Source organism: Kitasatospora sp. NPDC057015, from assembly GCF_042673745.1.
In the GTDB taxonomy this organism is placed as follows: domain Bacteria; phylum Actinomycetota; class Actinomycetes; order Streptomycetales; family Streptomycetaceae; genus Kitasatospora.
Window position 1 is genome coordinate 20594 of the sequence record NZ_JBHUSG010000023.1, and the last position, 25873, is coordinate 46466.

At 75.4% G+C, this 25873-nt stretch carries 20 protein-coding genes; 15 read left to right on the plus strand and 5 right to left on the minus strand.

From position 1 onward, the window contains the following. Window positions 1-81: 81 nt before the first annotated feature. The 9 genes from ACFTWP_RS21845 to ACFTWP_RS21885 all read left to right on the plus strand — a co-directional run bounded on the left by ACFTWP_RS21845 (window position 82) and on the right by ACFTWP_RS21885 (window position 11986). A complete protein-coding gene (locus ACFTWP_RS21845) occupies window positions 82-744 on the plus strand; it encodes an NUDIX domain-containing protein (RefSeq protein WP_380266310.1) in 663 nt (220 codons plus the stop codon). 178 nt (window positions 745-922) lie between these two features. Then, entirely contained in the window at window positions 923-3373 is a 2451-nt protein-coding gene (locus ACFTWP_RS21850) for an AAA family ATPase (protein WP_380266311.1), read from the plus strand. Window positions 3374-3630: 257 nt separating this feature from the next. Next, window positions 3631-4749, plus strand: a complete 1119-nt coding sequence (gene ald / locus ACFTWP_RS21855; RefSeq protein WP_380266312.1) for an alanine dehydrogenase — start codon at window positions 3631-3633, stop codon at window positions 4747-4749. Between the two features lie 427 nt (window positions 4750-5176). Then, entirely contained in the window at window positions 5177-6334 is a 1158-nt protein-coding gene (locus ACFTWP_RS21860; RefSeq protein ID WP_380266313.1) for a ParA family protein, read from the plus strand. Window positions 6335-6375: 41 nt separating this feature from the next. Continuing rightward, a complete protein-coding gene (locus ACFTWP_RS21865; protein ID WP_380266371.1) occupies window positions 6376-6918 on the plus strand; it encodes a hypothetical protein in 543 nt (180 codons plus the stop codon). An 80-nt stretch (window positions 6919-6998) separates the two neighbouring features. After that, window positions 6999-7961, plus strand: a complete 963-nt coding sequence (locus ACFTWP_RS21870; RefSeq protein ID WP_380266314.1) for a segregation and condensation protein A — start codon at window positions 6999-7001, stop codon at window positions 7959-7961. A gap of 473 nt (window positions 7962-8434) precedes the next feature. After that, on the plus strand, window positions 8435-9073 hold the full coding sequence (gene scpB / locus ACFTWP_RS21875; RefSeq protein ID WP_380266372.1) for an SMC-Scp complex subunit ScpB: 639 nt from the start codon (window positions 8435-8437) through the stop codon (window positions 9071-9073). A gap of 61 nt (window positions 9074-9134) precedes the next feature. Continuing rightward, window positions 9135-10754, plus strand: a complete 1620-nt coding sequence (locus tag ACFTWP_RS21880) for a pseudouridine synthase (RefSeq protein ID WP_380266315.1) — start codon at window positions 9135-9137, stop codon at window positions 10752-10754. A 251-nt stretch (window positions 10755-11005) separates the two neighbouring features. Next, window positions 11006-11986 carry a helix-turn-helix domain-containing protein gene (locus tag ACFTWP_RS21885; RefSeq protein ID WP_380266317.1) on the plus strand — a complete coding sequence of 327 codons (981 nt, stop codon included), beginning with the start codon at window positions 11006-11008 and terminating at the stop codon, window positions 11984-11986. Window positions 11987-12062: 76 nt separating this feature from the next. On the opposite strand, the gene ACFTWP_RS21890 is transcribed toward ACFTWP_RS21885, so the two are convergent. From ACFTWP_RS21890 to ACFTWP_RS21900, 3 genes are all read right to left on the minus strand, one after another. Further along, window positions 12063-12425 carry a DUF952 domain-containing protein gene (locus ACFTWP_RS21890; RefSeq protein WP_380266318.1) on the minus strand — a complete coding sequence of 121 codons (363 nt, stop codon included), beginning with the start codon at window positions 12423-12425 and terminating at the stop codon, window positions 12063-12065. 184 nt (window positions 12426-12609) lie between these two features. Next, window positions 12610-14190, minus strand: coding sequence for a mucoidy inhibitor MuiA family protein (locus tag ACFTWP_RS21895; protein ID WP_380266319.1), 1581 nt, complete (start codon window positions 14188-14190; stop codon window positions 12610-12612). 3 nt (window positions 14191-14193) lie between these two features. Continuing rightward, window positions 14194-16428, minus strand: coding sequence for a DUF4139 domain-containing protein (locus ACFTWP_RS21900; RefSeq protein WP_380266320.1), 2235 nt, complete (start codon window positions 16426-16428; stop codon window positions 14194-14196). Between the two features lie 224 nt (window positions 16429-16652). Between ACFTWP_RS21900 and ACFTWP_RS21905 the strand changes: the two genes are divergently transcribed. The 3 genes from ACFTWP_RS21905 (at window position 16653) to der (ending at window position 20344) form a co-directional block, all read left to right on the plus strand. Continuing rightward, window positions 16653-17738 (plus strand): prephenate dehydrogenase, encoded by a 1086-nt coding sequence (locus ACFTWP_RS21905; RefSeq protein ID WP_380266321.1) that lies wholly within the window; start codon window positions 16653-16655, stop codon window positions 17736-17738. Window positions 17739-18008: 270 nt separating this feature from the next. Further along, window positions 18009-18722, plus strand: a complete 714-nt coding sequence (gene cmk / locus ACFTWP_RS21910; protein ID WP_380266322.1) for a (d)CMP kinase — start codon at window positions 18009-18011, stop codon at window positions 18720-18722. A 179-nt stretch (window positions 18723-18901) separates the two neighbouring features. Continuing rightward, window positions 18902-20344 (plus strand): ribosome biogenesis GTPase Der, encoded by a 1443-nt coding sequence (der, locus tag ACFTWP_RS21915; RefSeq protein WP_380266324.1) that lies wholly within the window; start codon window positions 18902-18904, stop codon window positions 20342-20344. 174 nt (window positions 20345-20518) lie between these two features. Here der and ACFTWP_RS21920 read toward each other — a convergent pair whose 3' ends face one another. After that, window positions 20519-21115 (minus strand): hypothetical protein, encoded by a 597-nt coding sequence (locus tag ACFTWP_RS21920; RefSeq protein WP_380266325.1) that lies wholly within the window; start codon window positions 21113-21115, stop codon window positions 20519-20521. Window positions 21116-21221: 106 nt separating this feature from the next. Then, on the minus strand, window positions 21222-22070 hold the full coding sequence (locus ACFTWP_RS21925) for a hypothetical protein (RefSeq protein ID WP_380266373.1): 849 nt from the start codon (window positions 22068-22070) through the stop codon (window positions 21222-21224). Between the two features lie 591 nt (window positions 22071-22661). On the opposite strand from ACFTWP_RS21925, the gene ACFTWP_RS21930 reads away from it, so the two are divergent. The 3 genes from ACFTWP_RS21930 (at window position 22662) to ACFTWP_RS21940 (ending at window position 25691) form a co-directional block, all read left to right on the plus strand. Continuing rightward, window positions 22662-23411, plus strand: a complete 750-nt coding sequence (locus ACFTWP_RS21930; protein WP_380266326.1) for a transglycosylase family protein — start codon at window positions 22662-22664, stop codon at window positions 23409-23411. A 752-nt stretch (window positions 23412-24163) separates the two neighbouring features. Continuing rightward, entirely contained in the window at window positions 24164-24634 is a 471-nt protein-coding gene (locus ACFTWP_RS21935) for a transglycosylase family protein (protein WP_380266327.1), read from the plus strand. 193 nt (window positions 24635-24827) lie between these two features. Continuing rightward, entirely contained in the window at window positions 24828-25691 is an 864-nt protein-coding gene (locus tag ACFTWP_RS21940; RefSeq protein WP_380266328.1) for an acyl-CoA thioesterase, read from the plus strand. Window positions 25692-25873: the final 182 nt, after the last annotated feature.

The window sequence follows — 25873 nt, forward strand, 5'->3', positions numbered from 1 at the left end:
ATCGGACGGCGGCCGCGCGGACACCCGTGCGGCCGCCGTTCGGCGTACATTAGCGTCGTACTGACGAAAAGGGGAGTCGCAATGACCGACGCAAGGCAGCCGATCCGGGACGTGGCCGAGCAGTGGCGGGTGCTCGACACCGAGACGCCGTTCCGGGGCCGGGTCACCGGGGTGCGCACGGACCGGGTCGAGATGCCGGACGGCACCGCCGCCCGGCGCGACTACCAGGTCCACCCCGGCTCGGTCGCCGTCCTCGCCCTCGACGACCGGCAACGGGTGCTCCTGGTGCGGCAGTACCGCCACCCCGTCCGCCAGCGCCTCTGGGAGCTGCCCGCCGGCCTGCTCGACGTCCCCGGGGAGAACCCGCTGCACGCCGCCCAGCGCGAACTGTACGAGGAGGCCCACTGCAAGGCGGGGGAGTGGAAGGTCCTGGTCGACTTCTACACCTCCCCCGGCGGGTCGGACGAGGCGCTGCGGCTCTTCCTCGCCACCGACCTCGCCGAGGCGCAGGGCGAGCGCTACGCCGCGCACGGCGAGGAACTGGAGATCGAGCTGGCCCGGGTGCCGCTGGAGGAGCTGGTCGACCTGGTGCTCGCCGGCGAACTGCACAACCCCACCCTGGTCACCGGCACCCTGGCGCTGCGGGCCGCACTCGGCCGCGACGGAGGGGCGGCCGCGCTGCGCCCCGCCGAGTCGCCCTGGCCGGCCCGGCCGTTCGACCACGCCCGATCGCACCCCGCCTGATCGCGCCGGGGCCGCCGTCGGACGTTGATCCACGGGGGTGATTTACCGGTTCGTAGGACCGGATGTCAGCCCCGCGGCGCCCCCCGGTCGAACTACGCTTCGCAACAGGGCCCGCGACGGGCCGGCTGCGCTGGGTGACTGGTCGGGAGTGGCGCTGGTGGCGAGGAAGACGGCGACGATGGACGCACGGCCGGGCCCGGACGCAGCCGCGGACCGGCTGCCCGCCGGGCCCGCCGTGTTCGCCGGCAGGCGCACCGAACTCGCCGCCCTGCGGGCCGCCGCCGCCCGGCCCGCCGACGGGCGCAGCCCCGTCCTGGTACTGGCCGGACGGCCCGGTTCGGGCCGCACCACGCTCGCCGTGCGCTTCGCCCGCACCGTCGCCGCCGACTACCCCGACGGCCTGCTCTTCGCCCGGCTCTCCGCCCCCGACGGCAGCCGGGCGGCGCCCGGCCAGGTCGCCCGCCGGCTCCTGGAACAGCTCGGCGCGGACGTCGACGCCATGCTGCTCCCCGGCGCCGCCGAGGAGGGGCGCGAGGACCCGGCCTGCGTCCGGCTGCGGGCGGCACTGGCCGGACGCCGGGTGCTGCTGCTGCTGGACGACGTCAAGGACGCCGGCCAGCTCTGGCCGCTGCTCGCGGACGAACCCGGCTGCCTGGTGGTCGCCACCACGGCCGGGCCGCTCACCGGCATCGAGGACATCGACCCGTGCATCCTCGGCGGCCTCGAACAGCCGGTCGCGGTCGGGCTGCTCGGCGAACTGGTCGGCGGGAACCGGATCGGCTGCGACCCGGTCGGCGGCGCGGACCTGGCCGAGGCCTGCGCCTCCCGCCCGGCCGCCCTGCGGCTGATGGCGGGCTGGCTGCGCGCCCACCCCAAGGCGGCCGTCACCGAGGCGGCGCGCGAGCTGACCGCCGCGACCACCGTGACCGGGGCGGCCCGCCCCGCCGGCGGGCGCGCCGGCGCCCCGCGCAAGGGCCGGCGCGGCGACTCCGGCCCCGGCGACAGTGCTCCGGGCAACGGCGCGCCGGGCGGCGCACAGGGTACGGGCGGTACGGCTGCGGCGCCGGCCGGGGCACCCGTCAACGGGAGGCCCGCCGGCGGTGGACCCGTGGGCGGGACTCGGGGCCGGGCCGGGGCGGCCGGTGGCGGCGCCCCCGGCGGGCGCGCGACGGGCCCGGGCGGCGGGGGCCCGCAGCACGGCGCCGCGGACAAGGGCAGGCCGAAGGACGGCAGCCCCGCCCGTGACCGCGCGGCCGGCGGGGCCCCCGCCAACGGCGCCGCCGCGCCGGGCGGGCCGGTGGACGGCACGCCAGCCGGGGGGCGACCGGGGAGCGGGAAGCGGGGCAACGGGAAGCCGGCCGGCCGGGCGGGCCAGTCGGGCCCGGCCGGTGGCGCGGCGCCGGGAACGCAGCCACCGGGACTGCGGACACCGCCGGTGGCGCCCGCCGCCGGCGCCGCCGGCACGCCGCTCGCCGGGCCGCCCGCCGAGGAGGACGGAGACCTCGACGACCGTTCGTCGGCCTGGGTGCCGCCGGAGCGCGGGCCCGCCGAACCCGTCCCCGTGCCGGACGACGACCCGCTGATCGGCGCGTTCACCCTGCTCTACGCCACGCTGCCGGCCCCCCAGGCCCGGATGCTGCGCACCCTGACCCTCGCCCCGGCCCAGATCGCGGACCTGCGCACGGCGTCGGCGCTGGTCGGCTGCCCGGCACCGGAGGCGGCGGCCGCACTGGCGGCGCTGGCCGCACTGGAACTGCTCGGCGAGGAGCCGGCCGCCGTCGACGGCACCCCCCGTTACCGGGTGCCGGGCCGGCTGTACCCCCGGCTGGTCCAGCTGCGCGAGGCCGCCGACCGGCCGGCCGAGACCGAGCTGGCCAGGGCCCGACTGCTGGAGCGGCTGGTCCGGCTGGTGGACTCGGCGCGGGCCCTGCTGGACCCGGCGGGCGGGCCCGGCCCCGAGCCGCTGCCCGGGCCGCTGCGGCTGCGCGGCGTCGCCCAGGCCAGGCAGTGGCTGCTCGGCGAGCGGGACCTGTTGCTGGGCGCGGTGGCGGACGCCATCGGCCAGGGCGACCTGGACGGCTCCGCCGGCCGGCTGGTCACCGCGCTGCTACGCGCGCTGCCGCTGACCGGCGCCGCCGCTCCCATCGACCTGCACCAGCTGCACGAACTGGTGCTGCGGGTCGCCGAACGCCACGGCGCCCCCCGGCGGGCCGCGGCGGCGCTGCTCAACCTCGCCGACCTGCAGGCCGCGGCCGGGCACTGGGAGCCGGCGGCGGAGCGGTTCCGGGCCGCGCTCGACGCCGCCCGCGAGGCGGAGGACGAACCGGCCTGCGCACGGGCGCTGGAGGGGGCGGCCGGCTGTCATCGCGCGCTGGGCGATCCGGTGCGCGCCGCCGACGCGTACGGGCGGGCCCTCGCACTGCGGCAGGGGCTGGGGGACCAGCGCGCCGAGGCCCGGCTGCTCGCCAGGGTGGCCGAGGCCCATGTGGCCCAGCGCCGTTTCGAGGAGGCCGAGCGGGAGTACCGGGCCTGCCTGGCGGTGCTGCGCCGGATCGGCGACGAGCGGGGCCGGGAGGCCGTCGCGCTGGCCGTGCAGCGTCTGCGCGAGCAGGTCGATGGCGGTTGGTGACGATCGGCTTCGGAGTAATGTCCCGGATGCCTTTTTTGCACGATTTCGGTAGGGAAGTGGCCAGGCAAGCCTACGAACCTGCCAATGTGTCCGGCTGATTTAGTCAGTTTGGAAGGCTGACACGCCGCCTGGGCTTCATTACACTCGAACCTAGTCGCGCAGCGAACTGTGCCCCGGTGTCTTCCGGAGGCTTCCGCGCGCGTCGCCCACCGGTCTTCCCCCGGCTGGGACCCCAGGTAAGAGGGACGTGTTTAGCCGTGACCAAGGTCGGCATCCCCCGCGAGGTCAAGAACCACGAGTACCGCGTGGCCATCACGCCCGCCGGCGTGCATGAGCTGGTCCGTAACGGACACGAGGTCTACATCGAGGACAACGCCGGTGTCGGCTCCTCGATCCCCAACGAGGAGTACGTGGCCGCCGGCGCCACCATCCTCCCCACCGCCGACGAGGTGTGGGCCACGGCCGACCTGCTGCTGAAGGTCAAGGAGCCGATCGCGCAGGAGTACCACCGCCTGCGCAAGGGCCAGACCCTCTTCACCTACCTGCACCTGGCCGCCGACCGGGCCGGCACCGACGCGCTGCTCGCCTCCGGCACCACCGCCATCGCGTACGAGACTGTGCAGCTCGCCAACGGCGCCCTGCCGCTGCTCGCCCCGATGTCCGAGGTCGCGGGCCGGCTCGCCCCGCAGGTCGGCTCGTACCACCTGATGCGTCCGGCCGGCGGCCGCGGCACCCTGCCCGGCGGCGTGCCCGGCACCCACCCGGCGAAGGCCGTGGTCATCGGCGGCGGCGTCTCCGGCTGGCACGCGGCCACCATCGCCATCGGCATGGGCTACGAAGTGACCCTGCTGGACCGCGACATCAACAAGCTGCGCGAGGCCGACAAGATCTTCGGCACGAAGATCAAGGCCATCGCCTCCAACTCCTTCGAGCTGGAGAAGGCCGTCCTCGACGCCGACCTGGTGATCGGCGCGGTGCTGATCCCCGGCGCCAAGGCTCCCAAGCTCGTCACCAACGAGCTGGTCTCCCGGATGAAGCCGGGCTCCGTGCTCGTCGACATCGCGATCGACCAGGGCGGCTGCTTCGAGGACTCGCGTCCCACCACGCACGACAACCCGACCTTCCAGGTCCACAACTCGGTCTTCTACTGCGTGGCGAACATGCCGGGCGCCGTCCCGAACACCTCCACGTACGCGCTGACCAACGCCACGCTGCCCTACATCGTGGAGCTGGCCAACCGCGGCTGGAAGGACGCCCTGCGTCGGGACGCCGCGCTGGCCAAGGGCCTGAACACGCACGAGGGCCAGATCACCTACGCCGGTGTCGCCGAGGCCTTCGGCCTGGAGTCCGTCGCCCTGGAGAGCGTGCTCGCCTGACACGCCCCCGGTCCGGCCCGCCCCGTGGGGCGGGCCGTCGGCCCCCGGTCCGCTCCCTCGGGCCGGGGGCTTCGGCATGCCCGCGAACGGCCTGCGCAAGATCACGGGTCGGCGCGCCAGGGGGGTCGCGGCCGGTCCGTGGCGGTCACCGGGCGGCCATCGGACGGTTACGCGCTGTTCACCGCCGGGCCGTCGCGCACGTGTCGTCAATTTCTGTGGGTCGCGTCACCCGACCGCAGAAACGTTAGGGTCAAGGCCCCGCCCATCCCTTGACAGCGGGTGGCCCGATAGTCGACACATCATGCCCACTACCGTGGATTGTGTTGCTGCGAACGCCTTAAACGGCCTAGAGTCGCAAACCGTCGGCATGCTGCCACGCTGACGAATCGACATAGAGTCCTGGATGCCCAAGGAGGTAAGACGACTTGTGAATGAGTCGACATTTGCTCCCGGGGGTGGTCGGCCAGGACTGGCGGGGCACGCCGCCGGACAGTCGAGCGAGGGGCCCGGGGCCCGACAGGCCACGGTCGGCTCGGCCGAGGTCGGCTCGGTCGCGGTCCGCACCTTCGAGGCCCGCCAGGCCACCGCCCAGGTCGCCGAGTACGACGCCGACCTCCCGTCACACGGCCTGGCCTACGGCGAGTTCGCCTACGGCGCCTACGACGACCCGGACGCCGAGTACGAGCCCGATCCCGAGTACGCCGCCACCCTGGCCCCCGACGCCGCGCGCCAGCGCCGCGAGCGGGTGGGCCCGACCGGCCGGCCGCTGCCGTACTTCCCGATCCCCGCGCCGCTGGCCGAGCACGGCCCCGCGCAGATCATCGCGATGTGCAACCAGAAAGGCGGCGTCGGCAAGACCACGTCGACCATCAACCTGGGCGCCGCCCTGGCCGAGTACGGCCGCCGGGTGCTGCTGGTCGACTTCGACCCGCAGGGCGCGCTCTCGGTGGGCCTCGGGGTCAACCCGATGGAGCTGGACGTCACCGTCTACAACCTGCTCATGGAGCGGGGCCTGACGGCGGATGAGGTGCTGCTGAAGACCGCGGTGCCCGGGATGGACCTGCTGCCCTCCAACATCGACCTGTCGGCCGCCGAGGTGCAGCTGGTCAGCGAGGTGGCACGGGAGTCGGCACTGGCCCGCGCCCTCAAGCCGCTGCTGCCCGACTACGACTTCGTCATCATCGACTGCCAGCCCTCGCTGGGCCTGCTGACGGTCAATGCCCTGACGGCCGCTCACAGCGTCATCGTTCCGCTGGAGTGCGAGTTCTTCGCGCTGCGCGGTGTCGCCCTGCTCACCGAGACGATCGAGAAGGTCTGCGAGCGGCTCAACCCCGAGCTGCGCCTCGACGGCATCCTGGCCACCATGTACGACTCCCGCACGGTGCACAGCCGTGAGGTGCTCGCACGGGTGGTCGAGGCGTTCGGCGAGCACGTCTTCCACACCGTCATCGGCCGTACCGTGCGCTTCCCGGAGACCACCGTCGCCGGCGAGCCGATCACCACCTACGCGACCAACTCGGTCGGCGCCGCCGCCTACCGCCAGCTCGCCAGGGAGGTGCTCGACCGGTGCCGCCCCGCCGAGTGAGTCTCCCGGGTGCCGACGAGCTGTTCCGGACCACCGGCGGGATGGCCCTGTCGCCGTCCCTGAGCCGGCCGGCCGAGGCGCCCAAGACGGAGACCGCACGGGCCGCGGGCGGAGCCGAGGAGGCCGACCGGGATCCCCGCGGCGGCCGCCCCGGTGCCGAGCGCCCGGGCGAGCGGCCCACCGTACCGGCGCCGTCGTACGGCCAGCCGGGGTCGGGGCAGCCCGCCCAGGGTCCGTCGGCGCCGGGCCTGCCCGCGCAGGGCGCGGGCCAGGGCCAGGCGGGCCGCCAGCACGGCGCGGCCGAGGACGAGACGGGCGCGGGCGACCCCGCCCGTCGGGCCCGGCCGCGCGGCCGGGCGCCGCGCCGGCCCAGCGGGCGCGAGCGGCACGACGAGAAGATCACGGTGTACGTCTCCGCCGAGGAGCTCATGGACCTCGAACACACCCGGCTGGTGCTGCGCGGTGAGCACGGCCTGGCGGTCGACCGCGGCCGGATCGTCCGGGAGGCCATCGCGGTCGTCCTGGCGGACCTGGAGCAGCGCGGCGAGGCCAGCATCCTGGTGCGGCGGTTGCGCGGGCGCTGAGGGCGCCGGGCGTTGCCGGGTCGGCGTGTCGGCGGCCCCGGACCCGGTGGGACGGCGGGTCCGGGTGAAGATGGACCGTCATGCCGAGCACGAACGAGATCCCGGCCGCCGCGGCCGCCGGCGCAGCCGAACCCGCAGCAGCGCAGCAGCGCGCGGGCTTCCGGGTGCGGCTGGAGAACTTCGAGGGCCCGTTCGACCTCCTGCTCGGCCTGATCGCCAAGCACCGGATGGACGTCACCGAGGTGGCGCTCTCCCGGGTCACCGACGACTTCATCGCCCACATCCGCGCGATGGGCCCGGACTGGGACCTCGACGCCGCGACCGAGTTCCTGGTGGTCGCCTCCACCCTGCTCGACCTCAAGGCCGCCCGGCTGCTGCCCGCCGCCGAGGTGGAGGACGAGGAGGACCTCGCCCTGCTGGAGGCGCGCGACCTGCTCTTCGCGAGGCTGCTGCAGTACCGCGCCTACAAGCGGGTGGCCGCCGTGTTCGGCGAGCGCTGGGCCGCCGAGCTGCTGCGCAGCCCCCGGACGGTCGGCCTGGAGCCGCACCACGCGCAGTTGCTGCCGGAGGTGGTGATCACCGTCGGCCCCGAGGGCCTGGCCCGGCTCGCCGCGAAGGCGATGACCCCCAGGCCCGCGCCGGTCGTCTACGTCGACCACATCCACACTCCGCCGGTGAGCGTGCGCGAGCAGGCCGCCCTGGTGGTCGCACTGCTCGGCTCTCTCGGCGAGGCCACCTTCGCCGAGCTGGTCGCCGACGCCCCGGACACCCTGGTGGTGGTCGCCCGCTTCCTCGCCCTGCTGGAGCTGTACCGCGAGCGGGTGCTCGCCTTCGAACAGCCGCAGGCGCTGGGGGAGCTGCTGGTCCGCTGGGTGGCCGACGGCGACCGGACGGCCGTCGAGGTGACGGACGAGTTCGACCGGCCGCCGGACGGACCGGCACCGGACCGCCCGTCGGACGTCGGTCCGGGCGGCGGCGCGACCGGCAGTACCGGCAGCACCGGCAGCACCCGTAGGACGCGCAAGGACGGTGACCCGCGATGACCGCAGCCGAGCACCCCGGCCCCGAGCACCCCGGCCCCGACCCCGTGGGGACCGCCGGATCCGCGGACCCGGCCCTGCCGGCCGCACGCAGGCCCCCGCGGCGCCCTCTGGGGCTCCCGGGCCGCCCGCGGGCCGCCGAGTGGCAGGAGCCCGCCCACGGCCCCGTGACGGGCGCGTGGGAGGGCGCGACGGACGCCCCCGAGCGTGAGGACGTGCCCGCACTCCCGGCGCCCGCGCCGGCGGCGCCCACGGTCGTCGCACCCGCACCCGCACCCGAACCCGCAGTCGCGGCGCCCGTGCCCCCGCCGGTGACGGAGGCGGTGCCCGCGACTCCGCTGCCCGTGACCCCGGTTCCCGCGCGCCTGCCGCACCAGACGGACCCGGTGGCGGCCGACCCGCCCGTCCGGCCCGCGGCGCCCGTCCCGTGCGAGGAGCCCGTCCGTTCCGCCGAACCCGAGCGTTCCGAGGAGCCCGTGGGGCCGGCGGTGGCCCTGCGGCCGGCGCTGGAGGCGATCCTCATGGTCGTCGACGAGCCGGCCGGTGAGGCGCACCTGGCCCAGGTGCTGGAGCGCCCCCGGGCCGAGGTGGCCGCGGCACTGCGGGAGCTGGCCGCCGAGTACACCGAGCAGGGCAGGGGCTTCGACCTGCGGCTGGTCGCCGGGGGCTGGCGCTTCTACACCCGGGCGGAGTGCGCGCCGGCCGTCGACCGCTTCGTCCTGGACGGCCAGCAGGCCCGGCTCACCCAGGCCGCGCTGGAGACGCTGGCGGTCGTCGCATACCGGCAGCCGGTGTCCAGATCACGGGTATCCGCCGTCCGTGGTGTGAACTGCGACGGTGTGATGCGTACCCTGGTACAGCGAGGACTGGTGGAAGAGACCGGGTCCGAGCCCGAAACAGGTGCGATCCTGTATCGGACGACGAACTACTTCCTGGAACGGATGGGGCTGCGCGGCTTGGACGAGCTGCCGGAGCTCGCGCCCTTCCTGCCCGAGGTCGACGACGTGGAAGCGGAGTCCCTGGAGGGCACGATGATCGCGGATGCGGTCGCCGCCGCTACCGCGCAATCTGCGGTCCGCAGCGGTGAGACCGATCGGGCTGCGTCTGATCGGTAGGGGGCGGTGAGGTCGGCCGAGACGACTTGCACATCCCAGACGGAATCGACGTACGGACTTTTTGATGCGTAGCAGTGGCAACGGCAGGAACAGCAGCGGCGGCGGCAGCGGCAGTCGCGGCGGACAGGGTGGGGCCCGGGGCGGCAGCTCCTCCGGGGGCGGCGGTTCCTACGGCGGCGGCCGTGGTGGCCAGCAGGGCGGCGGTTCCTACGGCGGCGGCCGTGGTGGCCAGCAGGGCGGCGGCTCGTACGGCGGCGGCCAGGGTGGCGGCTCCCGTGGCGGCTCGGGCGGCGGTTCGTACAGTGGCGGCTCCCGTGGCGGGTCCGGCGGTGGCGGTTCGTACGGCGGCGGCTCCGGCGGTGGCTCGTACGGCGGCGGCTCCGGTGGCGGTTCGTACGGCGGCGGTTCGCGCGGTGGCTCGGGTGGCGGTTCGTACGGCGGCGGCTCCGGCGGCGGTTCCCGTGGCGGCTCGTACGGCGGCGGCCAGGGTGGCGGCTCCCGTGGCGGTCAGCAGGGCGGCGGCTCCGGCGGCGGCTCCTACGGCGGCGGTTCGTACGGCGGCGGCCAGGGTGGCGGTTCGCGCGGCGGCTCGGGTGGCGGCGGCTCCTACGGCGGCGGCTCCCGTGGCGGCTCGTACGAGCGGCGCGACGACAGGCGTGACGACCGCCGGGACGACCGGCGCGACGACCGCAAGCAGTACCCGGACCGTCCGCTGCGGCCGGAGGAGCGCAAGTACGACCGCCCGGAGTTCGGCTCCGGCGGCCACTACGGCGCGCGCAAGGCGCTGCCGCAGAGCCAGCGTCCCCGGACGCAGGCTCCGCGCAAGGAGGGCCAGGGCGCCCCGGGCGACCCGCGCCGTCAGCCGCAGCGCTCGCGTGAGCTGCAGGCCAAGATCGAGGACGCGGTGCTGGCCCGGCACGACAAGCCGGCCGTGAAGCTGCCGAAGACCTTCGACGAGCCCGAGGGCGAGCGCCTGCAGAAGGTGCTGGCGCGGGCCGGCATGGGCAGCCGCCGGGCGTGCGAGGAGCTCGTCACCCAGGGCCGCGTCATGGTCAACGGCAAGCTGGTGACCGAGCAGGGCCGCCGGGTCGACGCGCAGAACGACGAGATCAAGGTGGACGGCCTGACCGTCGCCACCCAGTCGTACCTGTTCTTCGCGCTCAACAAGCCGGCCGGCGTGGTCTCCACCATGGAGGACCCGGACGGGCGCCAGTGCCTCGGCGACTACGTGACCAACCGGGAGACCCGGCTGTTCCACGTGGGCCGTCTGGACACCGAGACCGAGGGCATCATCCTGCTCACCAACCACGGCGAGCTGGCCCACCGGCTGACCCACCCCAAGTACGGCGTCACCAAGACGTACATGGCGGCGATCCAGGGCCCGATCCCGCGCGACCTGGGCAAGATCCTCGCCCAGGGCATCGAGCTGGAGGACGGCTTCGCCCGTGCCGACAGCTTCAAGGTGCTCTCGAACGTGGGCAAGAACTACCTCGTCGAGGTGACCCTGCACGAGGGCCGCAAGCACATCGTCCGCCGGATGCTCGCCGAGGCGGGCTACCCCGTCGAGAAGCTGGTCCGCACCCACTTCGGCCCGATCGCCCTGGGCGACCAGAAGTCGGGCTGGCTGCGCCGGCTGACCAACCCCGAGGTCGGCCAGCTGATGAACGAGGTCGGCCTGTAGGCCGGTGCGCACCCCTGACCCGGTCCGCACCATAGGACAAGGTCACCGCGGGAGTCTCCTCCCTGCTGATGAGGGCCTCCCCGCCGTTCGGCGGGGAGGCCCTCACGCCATTCGGCGGCGGGATGTGAACCTGGCCGCACCGCCTTGTCAGCCGGTTGATCCGTGGCAGAGGATTGCCACCTGACATCGACCCGCCGGGTGGCGGGACTGCGCCACATCGGGGCACAGAGCCGAAACGGGGGAGGAACGCCGTGTCCGAAGCACTCAGCACGTTGGGACTGGCCGAGCCGGACGGGTTGGTCTACACGGCGCTGGTGGCCAATCCGCAGTCGACCGCGGAGGACCTGGCCGCCCAGTGCGGCCTGACCCTCCAGCAGAGCGGCCGGGCCCTGGACCGGCTGGCCCAGCACGGCATGGCCACCCGCGCCCCGGTCGACCGGCAGCGGTTCCTGCCGGTCGCCCCCGATGTCGCCATCGGCACCCTGATCGGGCACCGGGAGGCGGAACTGCGGCACGCCCGCGCCGAGATGCACCGCCTGATGGACGCCTTCCGCGAGGCGTCCCGGTACACCGACCCCGCGCACTCGGTGGAGGTGCTGACCGGCGGCGAGGCGATCGCGCAGCGGCTGGAGCACATCACCGAGACCAGCCAGTACCAGGTGCGCGGCTTCGACTGCCCGCCGTACATCCAGGACCCGGTGGCGGACAACCCGGTGCAGCGTCGGCGGCTGAAGGAGGGCCTGCGGCTGCGGACGATCTACGACCGGGAGGCGGTGGCCTGGCCCGGCCGGCTGGAGAAGAACATCCTGGTCGGCGTCGAGGACGGCGAGGAGGCCCGGGTGCGGCCGGTCCTCCCGATGAAGATGATCATGTCGGACGACCGGATGGCGATCGTCCCGATCAGTGTCGGGGACAGCGTCCTGGACGCGGCCTACGTGATCCACCCCTCCGCGCTGCTCCAGGCCCTGGACACGCTCTTCGAGGCGGAGTGGGAGCGGGCCGTCCAGCTCCAGGCGGCGATCGGCACGGCGGACGGTTCGCTGGAGCCCGAGGCCGACCACCGCAAGCTGCTCGGACTGCTCGCCGCCGGCCTCACCGACGAGTCGATCGCGCGCTCGCTCGGCTGGAGCGCCCGGACCACCCAGCGCCGGCTGCAGAGCCTGATGCGCGAACTGGGCGCCACCACCCGGTTCCAGGCCGGCATGGCCGCCCGGGAGCGCGGCTGGCTGTGAGCTCCGGCCGGCCGGTCGCCCAGGGGGCGACCGGGGAGCGCCCCCGGCTGCGGCCGGCGCCCGGGCGCGGTCGGCCTCAGCTCCAGGGGGACAGGCTCGCCCAGCGGCCGTTCGGGCCGCGCTCGACCTTCTCCAGGCCGACCACCGCGCTGCGGTTCAGCCGCCCGTAGATGTGCGGGTAGAGCACGCCCGGCGTCGCGTCGGGCGGCGGAGCGCCGTCGGGCGCCTCCCACTTCACCATCGGCTCCACCAGCGACTCCTCGATCAGCAGCACCATCAGCGGGCCGGGGGAGTCGGCGAAGAAGGCGTTGGCGACCGCGAGCGCCGTCCGCTCGTCCGCCGCGCAGTGGATGAACCCGTCGGTCAGCAGCGAGGCGGTGGCGTACGGCCGCCCGGGGTCGGTGAGCCAGTCGTCCAGGGGGGCGAGGTGCAGGATCATCCTCCTGTTCTACCCCGAACCGCCGTCACATCGGCCACTCGTGGACGGGCTTGCCCCGGGGTGTCACGGTCCGCTCGCCCCGCGGCGCGCCGGCCGCCGCCGCCCGGCCCCGCCGCGTGCGGGGCCGGCCGGCCAGGTCGGGCTGGGCCGGGCGGCGGGTCGCGCCGTCACCCCGCGGCGGCCCTCACAGGCCCGTCACCCGGGCCGAGGAGGACACCTCGTACACCAGCGTCACGGTCCGCCGGGCGCCCGGGGCCAGCGTGAGGTCCCAGCGGACGATGCCCTCGGCGTCGAAGGCGTCCGGGGCCGGGGTGCAGCGCTCCTTGCGCAGCTTCACCTCCACCGCCGAGACCTCCGAGACCGGGACGCGCTCGCGGACCGTCACCACCCGCTCCTCGCGCTCCTCGGGGCCCGAGAAGCGCGAGACGTACAGCCGGACCGTCCGGGTGGAGACGTGGCGCTGGGTGAGCCCGGCGGTGGAGTCCCGCTCCTCCGTCTCGCGCACCACCCGGTAGTCGTCCGCACTGCCGAAGGCCAGCTCCGCGTCGGCCCCGGCCGCGGTGAAGCCCAGCTCGCCGCGGCCGGTGAACCCGCTGCCGCGCACCAGCTCGACCGGCCCCGCCAGCAGCGCGTGGCCGGCCCCGTTGCGGAACCGCACGACCTGCGTCACCAGCGGCGACAGCTCGGGCGCGCAGGCGTACTCGCTGCTCGCCGGGGTGCTGAAGGCGCTCAGCGGCACCCGGTGCGCCCGGCCGTCGGACGGGACGGTGGCCGGGGTCGGCGCCGGCAGCACCCGGACCTCGCCGCCGTCGTCCACGCCCGGCACGGCGGCCGACGGCCCGAGGGTGCTGATCGCCTCCTCGCGCAGTTCCACCTCCACCGTGCGGCGCTCCTCGGCGCTCCGGTCGCGCAGGCTCAGCCGGTCCTCGGTGATCCGCGGCGGGTCGGTGGCCAGCGCGGAGCGGGCGGTGGAGAGGGTCAGCCGCACGCCCGTCCAGTCCTCGCCGGTGCGCTGCCAGACCACCGCCTCCGACTCCAGCCGCAGCGTGCCGCCGACCAGCGTGGCCCGGTAGGACGGTCTCCAGAGCGCGCAGGGGACGAGGTGGGTGACGGTCAGCGGCGCCGGGCCGGCCCGCTCCGCCTCGACGGTGAGTTCGAGGTGGGCGGTGAGCTCGGCGGGTTCCTCCTCGGCCCGGTCGAGCGCGGCGGCCGCCTCCTCCCGCTCGCGCGTCAGCTCCCGGAGCCGCGAGCGGGTGGCGCGCAGCTCCTCGCCGTAGCGCTCCCGGTCGGTGTCGACGCGGTCCAGTTCGCGGGCCCAGCGGGCCCGCTCGACCTCGCCGAGGCCGGCGCCCTCGCCGATCTCGCGCAGCAGGTCGGCCGAGAGCTGGGCGAGCAGGGTGAGCCGGGCGTCCAGCCGCTCCTGCTGCCGTTCGTTCTCCCGCACCCCGGCGTCGAGCTCGTGCAGGCGGTGCCGCAGCCGCGAGTCGTCCGGGCCGGGCGCCTCGGGGGCGCGCGGGGTCCAGGCGCGCACCACCCGGAGGTCCAGCACCCGTACGCCCGGCCGGGCGCTCTCGGCGCGCAGGGTCCGGTCGACGGCGAGGGCGGTGACCGGGCCCAGGCGCAGCCGCTGGACGCCGGCGGCGAGCTCGACGGTGGCGGTGCGCTCGACCTGGCCGCGGTCCTCCAGGCAGGTGACGGCGGTGACCGGGAAGGGCAGGGCCGGGACGGATCGGGGCGGCACCGGGACAGGGGTCAGGGGGGCCATGGGTCAGTTCCTCCGGTTTCCGCCGACGATGGCCTTGCCGGCCGGGATTCGGATCTCGTAGCCGCCGTCGAGCTCGGCCCGGCCGCCGGCCGGCACCTCGACCCGCCACAGCCGGCTGCTCGACGGGAGGTCGTCCGCGGCGTCCTGCGGCGCCTGCCAACCGGCCCGCTCCTCGATCCTGATGTCCGTCTCGGACGGGACCGGGACCCGCTCGCGCACCTCCACCGTGACCGGGTGGCCGAGCCGGTTGGCGACCTCCACGTGGACCTTGTGCTCCAGCACCGTGCTGCTGTTCAGCACCCCCGCCGTGGACTCGCGCAGCTCGGTGCGACGGGACACCTCGATGCTCTCGGTGACCCCGAGCCCCAGCCGCCGGGTGCCCCCGCGGGCCAGCGAGGACAACCCCGCCGTCAACAGGTAGTCGCCGTCCACCGTCACCTCGACCGGCCCGGCCAGCAGGGCCTGCGGCGAGTCGTTGGTGATCACCAGGGTGCCGTAGACCCGCTCCTCGACGGACGGCACGCAGATGTACTCCGGCCGCAGGGCCACCTCGACCTCGCCGACCGTGACGGTGTGCCAGGTGCCGTCGGAGGGGATGTCCGCGGGCGCGGCGGCGTCGAAGCGGTGGTCGAAGGAACCGGCCGACACCCGCGGCGGGACGGCGTGGCGCGGCAGCGGCAGCGCGGCCACCCGCTCCGCGCGGCCGAGCGCAGCCGGGTCCGGTCGACCCGTCGACCCGGTCGGCGCCGGCCGCAGCTCGCCCCGGTGGCCGGAGCCCGGCTCCGGGCCCGACAGCCGCAGGGCGGGGTAGTCGAGCAGGGCCGGGTCCGGGGCGGGCGGCCCGGCCGGCGCGCCCGCCTGCCGGGCGCCGGGCGGCGGACCACCGGGGGCGGCCGGGGCGAGGTCGGCCGACCGAGCGGCGCTCCGGCGGGCCCGGGCGGCCGGCTGCGGTGCCGGGGCCGCGCCGCCGAACCCGGCCGGAGCCTGGGGAGCGCCGTAGCCGACCGGCGGAGGCGGCGGCGCGCCGTAGCCGCCGGGCACGGGCGGTGGTGCCGCGGACAGGGCCGGGGCCGGGGCGAAGGGCGCGGGCGGCGGTACGGGCGGCCCCCCGACCTCCAGCGTGCCGCCGCGGGGGCCCGAGGCCACCGGCCGGGCCGACACGGCCACCGGTGCGGGCCGCTGGGCGGCCGGGCGCGGGCCCGCGGCGTCGTAGGCGGTGAAGAGCTCGGCCAGGCCGCCCGGCGGCTCGCGCCAGCCGGTGGGCGGCGGGGCCGGCTGGCTGCGGCCGATCCGCAGCGACCGCAGCCGGGGCAGCTCGGTACGGCGCTCCAGGTCGGCGCTGGAGAGGGCCAGCCGCACGCCCGTCCAGTCCTCGCCGGTGCGCTGCACCACGGAGGCGCGCAGCAGCAGGCTCCCGCTGCCGGCGCCCTGGCGGTGGTCCAGTCGGTAGGCGGGCACCCAGCGGGCCCCCGGTACGCCGTACTCCAGCTCGATCTCCAGCTCCGCACCGGGGGCGGCGGCGGGCGCCCCCTCCGCGCCGTCCGGAGGGCCGGGCGGCCCGGTCACGGTCAGCAGGACGGTGGCGCCGGTCTCCACCGGCCGGCTCGGTCCGGCCGTCGAGGAGCGGGCCACCAGGTCGGTGAGGACCTCGGTCTCGTGCTCGGCCAGCCGCAGCTCCCGCACCAGCTCCTCGGCGCGGGCGTGCAGCGCGGTGAGGCGCTCGTCCACGAAGTCCGCGAGTTCCAGCCAGGCGTCGGACGGGGTCCGGCGGTGCGGCTCGTCGCGGCGCCGGGGCGGCGGTACGGCGCGCAGCGCGGCGGTCTCGTCGATCCGAGTGCGGACCAGCCCGTGGCGCTCCCGGACGGCGCTCTCCCGCTCGCGGGCCTCGTCCAGCCGGCGCCGGAGCTCCGGCAGCTCCGTCCGGTCCCGCAGCTCGGCCCGGGGCTCCAACCGGGCCTCGGTCACGCTCCAGCCGGGCGCGCCACCGACCACCGAGGCCCGCAGCGACCGTCCGTCCAGCACCTGCGGCAGGCCGGTCAGCCGCACCCGCCGGTCGGGCGGCACCACCCCGCGGGCCCGTCTGCGGCACACCGCCCCGACCGCGTACACCACCACCGAGTCGAGGACGGACTCCCAGCTCCCCCCGGCGGGACCGCCGCCGTCCGCGACCCCCGTCCCGTCCCCGCCTCCGTCCGCCGTGCCGTTCCCGTCCGCCCTGCCGACCGCTTCAGCCGCCACCCCGATGTCCCTTCGTCCGCATCGCCGCTCCGGGCGCACAGTCTGCCGCCCGGCGGCCCCGCTGTCCCCGGATTTGGCCTGCGCCGGGCGTGTGCGCCCGGCGGCCGGCGCCGCCCCGCGCGCCCACCGCGGGGGCGGCGCCCCCTGGCGGGCGGCGGGGCGGGCGGATGCGAGAGGATGGGCGGGCACCGCACCCGGCCAGCCCGTCAGGAGACGTACCCGCCATGCGCACTGTCGCCGTCGTCGGCACCGGACTGATCGGCACCTCCGCCGCGCTCGCCCTCACCGGCCGCGGGCTCACCGTCCACCTGGAGGACGCCGACCCGGACGCCGCCCGCACGGCGGCCTCGCTCGGTGCCGGCACCACCGAGCCGGCGGACGGCCCGGTCGACCTGGCGATCATCGCGGTGCCGCCCGCGCTGGTCGGCAAGGTCCTCGCCGACTGCCAGCGGCGCGGTCTGGCCCGCTGGTACACGGACGTGGCGAGCGTCAAGGCGGGTCCGCGGGCGGAGGTCGCCGCGCTCGGGCTCGACACCGTCCACTACATCGGCAGCCACCCGATGGCGGGCCGCGAGCGCTCCGGACCGCTGGCCGCCCGCGCCGACCTCTTCGAGGGCCGGCCCTGGGTGCTCACCCCCACCCCCGAGACCGACACCGAGACGCTCAACGCGGCGCTGGAGGTGGTCGCGCTCTGCGGCGCGATGCCGATCGTGATGGACGCGGCCGCCCACGACCGCGCGGTCGCGCTCGTCTCGCACGCCCCGCAGCTGCTCTCCTCGCTGGTCGCGGCCCGGCTGGAGCACGCCGACGAGACCGCCGTCCGGCTCTCCGGCCAGGGCGTGCGGGACGTCACCCGGATCGCCGCCTCCAGCCCCGCGATGTGGGTCGACATCCTCTCCGCGAACGCGGGCGTGGTCGCCGACGTGCTGGAGGACCTCGCCGCCGACCTCGGCGACACCGTCACCGCCCTGCGGGCGCTGCAGGGCGCCGACGAGGGGGAGCGGCGGGCCGGCGCGGCCGGCATCGAGGCGGTGATGCGGCGCGGGAACAGCGGGCAGGCCCGGATCCCGGGCAAGCACGGCGCGCCGCCCACCCGCTACGAGACGGTCGCCGTCGTCCTCGGGGACCAGCCGGGCGAGCTGGGCCGGCTGTTCGGCGAGGTCGGCGCGGCCGGGGTCAACATCGAGGACGTCGACATCGAGCACTCCTCCGGGCAGCAGGTCGGCTTCGTCCAGCTGTCGGTGGCCCCGGCGGCGGTCAAGCCGCTCACGGCCACGCTGCGTGCGCACGGGTGGAGCGTCCGGGACTGAGACCACCCGGGCGGTCACGACCGCGGGCCCGGCACGGCAGCCGCCGGAGCACCCTCGTCCGCCCGGACGGGGCGGCCGGACGGGGCGGTCGGACCGCGGGGAAGCCGGCCCGGGGGGCGGCCGAACGGGGTACCGCCGGGGGTGTCCGGCCGCTGCGCCGACCGGGTGACGCGCGCTGCGGCCAGGGCCCGGAACGGAGCGGCGAGTGCTCCGGCGCCGGTCGACTAACCTTGAGGGAGACATCCCCAGGTTTAGAGAGAGGTTCGCCCCGTGGACACTGCCGACCGAGCGCACGCCCCGGTCGTCGTCGCCATCGACGGACCCTCCGGCTCCGGCAAGTCGACCGTCTCCCGGGCGGTCGCCGCCCGGCTGGGGCTCAGCTTCCTGGACACCGGCGCGATGTACCGCGCGATGACCTGGTGGATGCTCGCCAACGAGGTGGACGTCGACGACCCCGAGGCCGTCGCCGTCGCCTGCTCCAAGCCCGTGATCGTCTCCGGCACCGACGCGGCGGGCCCGACCATCACGGTCGACGGCCTGGACGTCTCCGGCCCGATCCGCGGCCCGGAGGTGACCGCCCGGGTCAGCGCCGTCGCCGCCGTCCCGCAGGTGAGGGCCCGGCTGGTGGAACTCCAGCAGGGCTGCGCCGAGGTCGCCGAGCGCGGCATCGTCGCCGAGGGCCGGGACATGGGCAGCGTGGTGTTCCCGGACGCCACCGTCAAGGTCTTCCTGACCGCCTCGGCGTCGGCCCGGGCCGGACGTCGGGCGGCCGAGCTGCGGGAGAAGGGGGTCGACGAGGCCACCATCACCGCGATGGCGGCCGATCTCGCCCGCCGGGACGCCGCCGACTCCTCCCGGGAGACGGCACCGCTCGCCCAGGCCGCCGACGCCGTCCTGGTCGACACCAGCGAGCTGACCCTCGACCAGGTGATCGCCACGATCGCCGCGCTGGTCGAGGAGCGGGCCGGGCTGTCCGCGGTCTGACCACCGCCGGCCGGACCGGGCGGTAGCCCGACACCGGCCGCTCCGGCGCACCACCCCGCCCCTGCACCACCTCCGCACCACCCACGCACCACCCCTGATCTTTCGCGCTGCCCGCAACGAGGGCAGGTACGCACGGCACGTCCCTGGGAAGGGCCGTGCCGGGAAACGGAAAAACGAACATGACCGAAGACACCGCCACCGACATCGGTGAGCTGGACGCCGCCGACTACGCCGAGTTCATGGCCCTCGCGGCCGAGGAGGGCCTCGACGGCGAGGAGCTGGACGGCGAGGGCGCGCACGTCCCGCTGCCGGTGCTGGCCGTCGTCGGCCGCCCGAACGTCGGCAAGTCGACCCTGGTGAACCGCATCATCGGCCGCCGCGAGGCCGTCGTCGAGGACAAGCCCGGCGTCACCCGCGACCGCGTCTCCTACGAGGCCACCTGGAACGGCCGCCGCTTCAAGCTGGTCGACACCGGCGGCTGGGAGCTGGACGTCCTCGGCATCGACGCGATGGTCGCGGCCCAGGCCGAGCTCGGCATCGAGAGCGCCGACGCGGTGCTCTTCGTGGTGGACGCCACCGTCGGCGCGACCGACACCGACGAGGCCCTGATCAAGCTCATCCGGCGGGCCGGCAAGCCCACCGTGCTCTGCGCCAACAAGGTGGACGGCCAGTCCACCGAGGCCGAGGCCGCCTACCTCTGGTCGCTGGGCCTCGGCGAGCCGTACCCCGTCTCGGCCCTGCACGGCCGCGGCTCCGGCGACCTGCTCGACGCCGTGATGGCCGCCCTGCCCGAGGCCCCGCCGCAGACCTTCGGCGTCGCCACCGGCGGCCCGCGCCGCGTCGCGCTGATCGGCCGGCCGAACGTCGGCAAGTCCAGCCTGCTGAACAAGGTCGCCGGCGAGGACCGGGTGGTCGTCAACGAGCTGGCCGGCACCACCCGCGACCCGGTCGACGAGCTGATCGAGCTCGGTGGCAAGACCTGGAAGTTCATCGACACCGCCGGCATCCGCCGCCGGGTCCACCTCACCGCCGGCGCCGACTTCTACGCCTCGCTGCGCACCTCCTCGGCGCTGGAGAAGGCCGAGGTCGCCGTCGTCCTGGTGGACGCCAGCGAGACCCTCGCCGAGCAGGACACCCGGATCATCTCGATGGCCGTCGAGGCCGGGCGCGCCGTCGTCATCGCCTACAACAAGTGGGACCAGATGGACGAGGAGCGCCGCTTCTACCTGGAGCGCGAGATCGAGAAGGATCTCGTCCAGGTGCAGTGGGCCCCCCGCGTCAACGTCTCGGCGCTGACCGGCCGCCACATGGAGAAGCTCGTCCCGGCGATCGAGACCGCGCTGGCCGGCTGGGAGACCCGCATCACGACGGCCCGCCTGAACGCCTTCCTCGGTGAGCTGGTCGCCGCCCACCCGCACCCGATCCGGGGCGGCAAGCAGCCGCGCATCCTGTTCGGGACGCAGGCCGGCATCCGTCCGCCGCGGTTCGTCCTCTTCGCCTCCGGCTTCCTGGAGGCGGGCTACCGCCGCTTCGTGGAGCGCCGTCTGCGCGAGGAGTTCGGGTTCGTCGGTACGCCGATCTCCATCTCCGTGCGGGTGCGCGAGAAGCGCCGCCGCAAGTAGGACGCTCAGGGGCCGTCCGGCAAGATCCACCGGACAGGCCCCGGGCGGGCCCGTCGCCCACCGGCAGTCGTCGGCGGGCGGCGGGCCCGCGTACAGGAGGCCCTGGCACCCGAGGTGCCAGGGCCTCCTGTCGTTCCGTCCGCCGGTGGTTCCGTCCGCGCCCGGGGGCGGGCCTCAGGACTCCGTCGAGCTCCGGCCCGGGGGGAGGGAGAGCCGGTTGCGGTGCCGACCGCCGGCCCCCGTGGTCTGCACCGGGCCGAGGTAGCCGGCCGCCACCCAGCCCTGGCCGTTGCCCAGCTGGCCGCCCTGCGAGCCCGAGGGCGACGCAGAGCGCTGGGCCGGCGCGTGCCCGGAGGACGTCAGGCCGCCCGTGCCGCCGCCCTGCTGCCCGCCCTGCTGGCCACCGGACTGCCCGCCGAGCTGGGGGCCGCCCTGCTGCCCGTTCTGCTGACCCGGCATGAACTGCGGCGCCCCGAGCGCCTGCCCGGCGTACGTGAGGAACGCCTGCTGCTGGGGCGGGTACGAGCGGGCTTCGGACCGGCTCGGGTACGGCTCCCGGACGGCGAACCCGGCGAAGCGGAGGTCCTCCTCACCGGAGCGGTCACCGGGCAGCGCCCGGAACAGCCGGCGGTACTCGGAGTACAGCTCGTCGTAGATCGGCGTCGTGGAATGGGGGTGCTCCGCGTCGTACGACGGGCGCATGGCCGGGATCGGGCGGCTGGTCACGGTGGTGGGCTGACGGTGGGCTGCGGCGACGTCGTAGCTGTACACGTAGGAGCCAACGAGCGAGAACGGCAGGGGATGCGGGTCCGGGCCGCTCGCTGCCGGGCGGCCCGGACCGACTCGCCGGGGAGCCCGGACCGACGCGCCGCGCGGATCAGGTGCCCGCCAGCGGGAGCGAGGCGCCGACCACCTGACCCTGCGCGGCGGCCCGCTCCAGCGCCACCCGGAGCAGGTCCTCACGCGGCTGGCGGCCGACCGTGCCGGCCGGTACCGCGTACATGGTGACCTCGGCCTGCTTGCCGGCCGCCACCCGCCAGGCATCGGTGACCTGCAGCGGCTGGTGGGCCTGCCACCACCCGGTGCTCCCGCCGGCCGCGGCCGGCTGCAGGATCGCGTGCAGCTGCCCCATGACCATCAGGACCGACCAGCCCGACAGCTGGGCGGGCGTCGCGTCGATGTCGGTCAGCGGCTGGAAGCCCGCGTCCTGCAGCAGGCTGAGGAACTCGTCCGTGCCCGAGGTGTTGCCGGGCCGCCCGACCGGCCCGGTGGGCTCGACCACCAGGGCGGCGTGGCCGGTGCCGCCGTGCATCACCAGTCCGCAGGTGATGCCGAGGACGGCGGCCTGCCCGGCGGGGGCGGGGGCGGCCGGGGCCTGCACGGCCTCCGGAGCCGGGACGACGGGGGCGGGCTGCGCCACCGGGGCGGGCACCGGCGGCTGCGCGGGCGCCGGCACCTGCGCCTGGTTGATGCTCCGGACGGCGCCGAGCAGCTGCTCCTCGGACACCGGCACCACCTGGGAGGGGATGCAGCGGGAGTGCGCGAAGGCGAGTACCGCCGTCTCGTCCCCGATGAACAGCACGGTGCTGGTGGGCTCCACCATGGTGTCGCCCGCCGTCCGGCAGGACGTGCACTCGTAGGTGTCGGGCGCGTGGTCGCCGCCCAGCAGGCGGTCGGCCTCGTCGTCGCCGATCTCGGATCGAACCTCGTCGCTGACATCGAGCATGTGCGGCACGAAGACTCCTCGGGTTGTTGCGGGGGTGACGGGGGCGCCCCCGGCCGCCATTACCAACGGGCCCCTGTGTCAGGGGTCACGGGTGGGTGCCGGACCTGACGCGAATTGCCGCAAATCCGATGACGGAGGGTGCTCGGGGCGTCGCAATATGTCGATCTCGGGTGCGAATCGCGCTCGCCGGAGCTATGAGGTGGGTCACGGTCGGGCGATGTTTGATCTAGGAAATAATGGCTAAAAGGTGCATTTCGTGCACGATTCCGAGATCATTACCGCTGGTAACACTCCGCTGAGCTGGGAAGTCCTCGAACTGTTTGGTTCCCGGGCGAAGCGCTCGTAGCTTCATTCCCGGTGCAACGAGCACCACCCGGGTTCACCCCCCACCGCACGGCCCGCCGGCTCACCCCGGCGCCGGACGTGCCCATCGCAGCGACCGGAACGAACGGGTCGTCGGTGTGCGGAGGGCTGCCGGGGCGGCGCGGCGCGTCCCATACGTGCCCGGCCGCTCATCGAGTAGGCGAGTGAAACACGGCCCGTCGAGGGTCTGGTTCCGCATGCCCGCCCGGGGCTGTCGAGAGGAACCTCATGACCTTCCGTAACGAGACCGCCGCTGCCACCGCCCCCTCCGCCAAGCGCAACCGCGTGCGGATGGTCGTCATGGCCGGCGCCCTCGCCGCCCTGCCGGTGGCCGGCCTCGTCACGGCCAACTCGGCCTCCGCCGCGTCGGTGGCCACCTGGGACGCCGTCGCTCAGTGCGAGAGCACCGGCAACTGGAGCATCAACACGGGCAACGGCTTCTACGGCGGCCTGCAGTTCACCTCCAGCACCTGGGCCGCCTTCGGTGGCACCGCGTACGCCCCGCAGGCCAACCTGGCCACCAAGGCGCAGCAGATCGCCATCGCCGAGAAGGTGCTCGCCGAGCAGGGCCCCGGCGCCTGGCCGGTCTGCTCCGTCAAGGCCGGCCTGACCAAGGGTGGCGCCCCCGCCGCCGTGGACACCGCCGCCCCGGCCGCCGCCAAGCCCGCCACTCCGGCCCCGGCCGCCCCGGCGAAGCCCGCCGCCAAGCCGGCCACCTCCTCGGACGCCGTCGCCGCCGCCCCGGCTCCGAAGGCGTCGGAGCCTGCCAAGTCCTCGGCCGCCGACTCCGCGAAGTCGTGGAAGTCCGCCCCGGCCAAGAAGGCCACCGGTGGCAACTACACCGTCAAGAGCGGCGACACCCTGAGCAGCATCGCCGCCGCCAAGGGCCTCGACTGGCACACCCTGTACAGCAACAACGCCCAGGTCATCGGCGGCAACGCCGACCTGATCTTCCCGGGCCAGACCCTCACGGTCTGATCCGCCGCCCGGTCGGTCGCCTGATCTGCCGGTCTGCTGCCTGATCTGGTGTCGGACCTGATCTGCCGATCTGCTGCCTGATCTGGTGTCGGACCTGGTGTCCGACCTGCTGTCGGATTCGCTCCGGCGCGCACCGGACGGCCGCTCCCTGCACGGGGAGCGGCCGTCCGGCGTTTCGCGTTTCCGGGGGTGGGAGCGGCCCTTTGGTGAGGGGTCAGGGGTGAGGGGCAGGGCCGGGGCCGGGGTGCCTGCCGGGCCCGGGCCGCTTCGTCCGGGCGGGTGGCCCCGCGTCCGTTCGGCGGCGCTGCGTAGCCCGGACGGCAGGCACCGGCGGCGTGTCACGGCCGGTGACCGGGACCGCCGCCTACGCTCGGCTGCTGTGCCTTCCTCGGATTGAGCGACAAGCATTCTTGACCCTCGCGGTAGCACTCTGGCTGACCGCACCGGTGTGGGGCTCGGTGCCGGGCCCGGCCGCGGCGGTTCCGCCGCCCGGCGGACCGGGGCAGCGGTCCTCCCCGGCCCTGACCGTCCCGGTGGCCGTGCCCCGCCCGGTGTCCGTCCACCACCCCTCGCCCGTCCCCGGCACCGAGCCCGTAGAAGGAGTGCCCGTCGAAGGGGCCGGTCCGCCCGGGGGCCGTACGGCCCGTGGGCGCCACCCGGGCCCGGGAGACGGCAGGGGCCCCGGAGACGGCACGGCTCCCGGCGACCACCGGGTCCACGCGGCTCCCTTCCGCCCGACCGTCCACGACGGGGTGTGGGACGAGCTCGCCCAGTGCGAGAGCAGCGGGGACTGGGCGGCCGACACCGGCAACGGCTACTACGGCGGCCTGCAGATCTGGCCGCCCACCTGGGCGGAGACCGGCGGCCCGAACTTCGCCGACCGCCCGGACCACGCGACCCGGCGCGAACAGATCTTCGTGGCGGAGGAGATCCTCCGTCGCCAGGGCTGGGAGGCGTGGCCGCACTGCTCGCTGGCCATCGGCGCCCAGCACATCCCCCCGAGCCCGCGACCCGAGCCCGGCGCCGGCCCCTCTCCGGATCCGGATCCGGATCCGGGACCTGAGTCGCCGCCTGAGTCGGGGTCTGAGACGGACCCTGGGTGGGGGCCTGAGCCCGGGTTCGAGGCGGACCCTGAGCCGGACCCCGGCGCGGGGCCCGAGACGTGGTCCGGCTCGTGGCCTGACGCGGACCGGCACCGCCCGGCTTCGGGGCCCGGCGGGTGAGCGGGTCCGGTGCCCGGTCCGTGGCCGGTTGTGGGGCCGGCTCCGGGCCCGAGTCGGGGCGGGCGCGTCGCTGCGGTCGGTTGCGGTCGACCCCGGGCGCGGGAATGCGTCGGGCCGCAGGAGAATTCGACTGGACGAAGGCGGCAGCCGTGCGGAGACCTCGCCCGGGCCGCCAGGGAGAGGAATCGTACTCATGGGTAGCCCCGTCGACCAGCTGGTCGAACTGCTCGACCTGGAGCAGATCGAACTGAACATCTTCCGCGGCCGCAGCCCCGAGGAGGAGCTGCAACGCACCTTCGGCGGCCAGGTCGCCGGCCAGGCGCTGGTCGCCGCAGGGCGCACGGTGGAGGGCGACCGCCCCGTCCACTCACTGCACGCCTACTTCCTGCGCCCCGGCGTGCCCGGAGTGCCCATCGTCTACCAGGTCGACCGGATCCGGGACGGCCGCTCCTTCACCACCCGCCGGGTGCTCGGCATCCAGCAGGGCCGCTCGATCTTCGCCCTCACGGCCGACTTCCACGTCCCCGAACAGGGCGGCATCGAGCACCAGGACGCGATGCCCGAGGTGCCCGCCCCCGAGGACCTGCCCAGCGCGCTGGAGGAGGTCGGCGCCAGACTCGGCGAGCTGCCGCCGTTCATCAGCCGCCGCCAGCCCTTCGACATCCGCTACGTCGACCGGCTCCGCTGGACGAAGGAGGAGCTGGCCGGCGTCGAACCCCGCAGCGGCGTCTGGCTGCGCACCAACGGCGCCCTGCCGGACGCGCCGCTGATCCACGTCTGCGCGCTCACGTACGCGAGCGACATGACCCTGCTGGACGCCGTCCGCGCCCCCGTCGAGCCGCTCTGGGGCCGACGGCACTTCGACATGGCCTCGCTCGACCACGCGATGTGGTTCCACCGCCCGTTCCGCGCCGACGAGTGGCTGCTCTACCAGCAGGAGTCACCCGTCGCGCACGGCGCCCGTGGCCTCGCCCGGGGGCAGATCTACGACCGCAGCGGCCGGCTGGTCGTGTCGGTGATGCAGGAGGGCCTCTTCCGGCCCCTGCCGGAGAAGTAGCCGGACCCGGGGCGGACCCGGGGGCGGTTCCGGGGGCCGCCCCGGGGCCCGGGGCTCGGCCGGTGAGCGTGGACGGTGGTCGCGGCGGGCTGACCTGCGGGGAATGTTCCGCCCCCGGAGTGAGCGTTGAGGCTGTTGACGGCAGTCGAACGCTGCCTGCCGGATCTACCTGCCCGATCTAC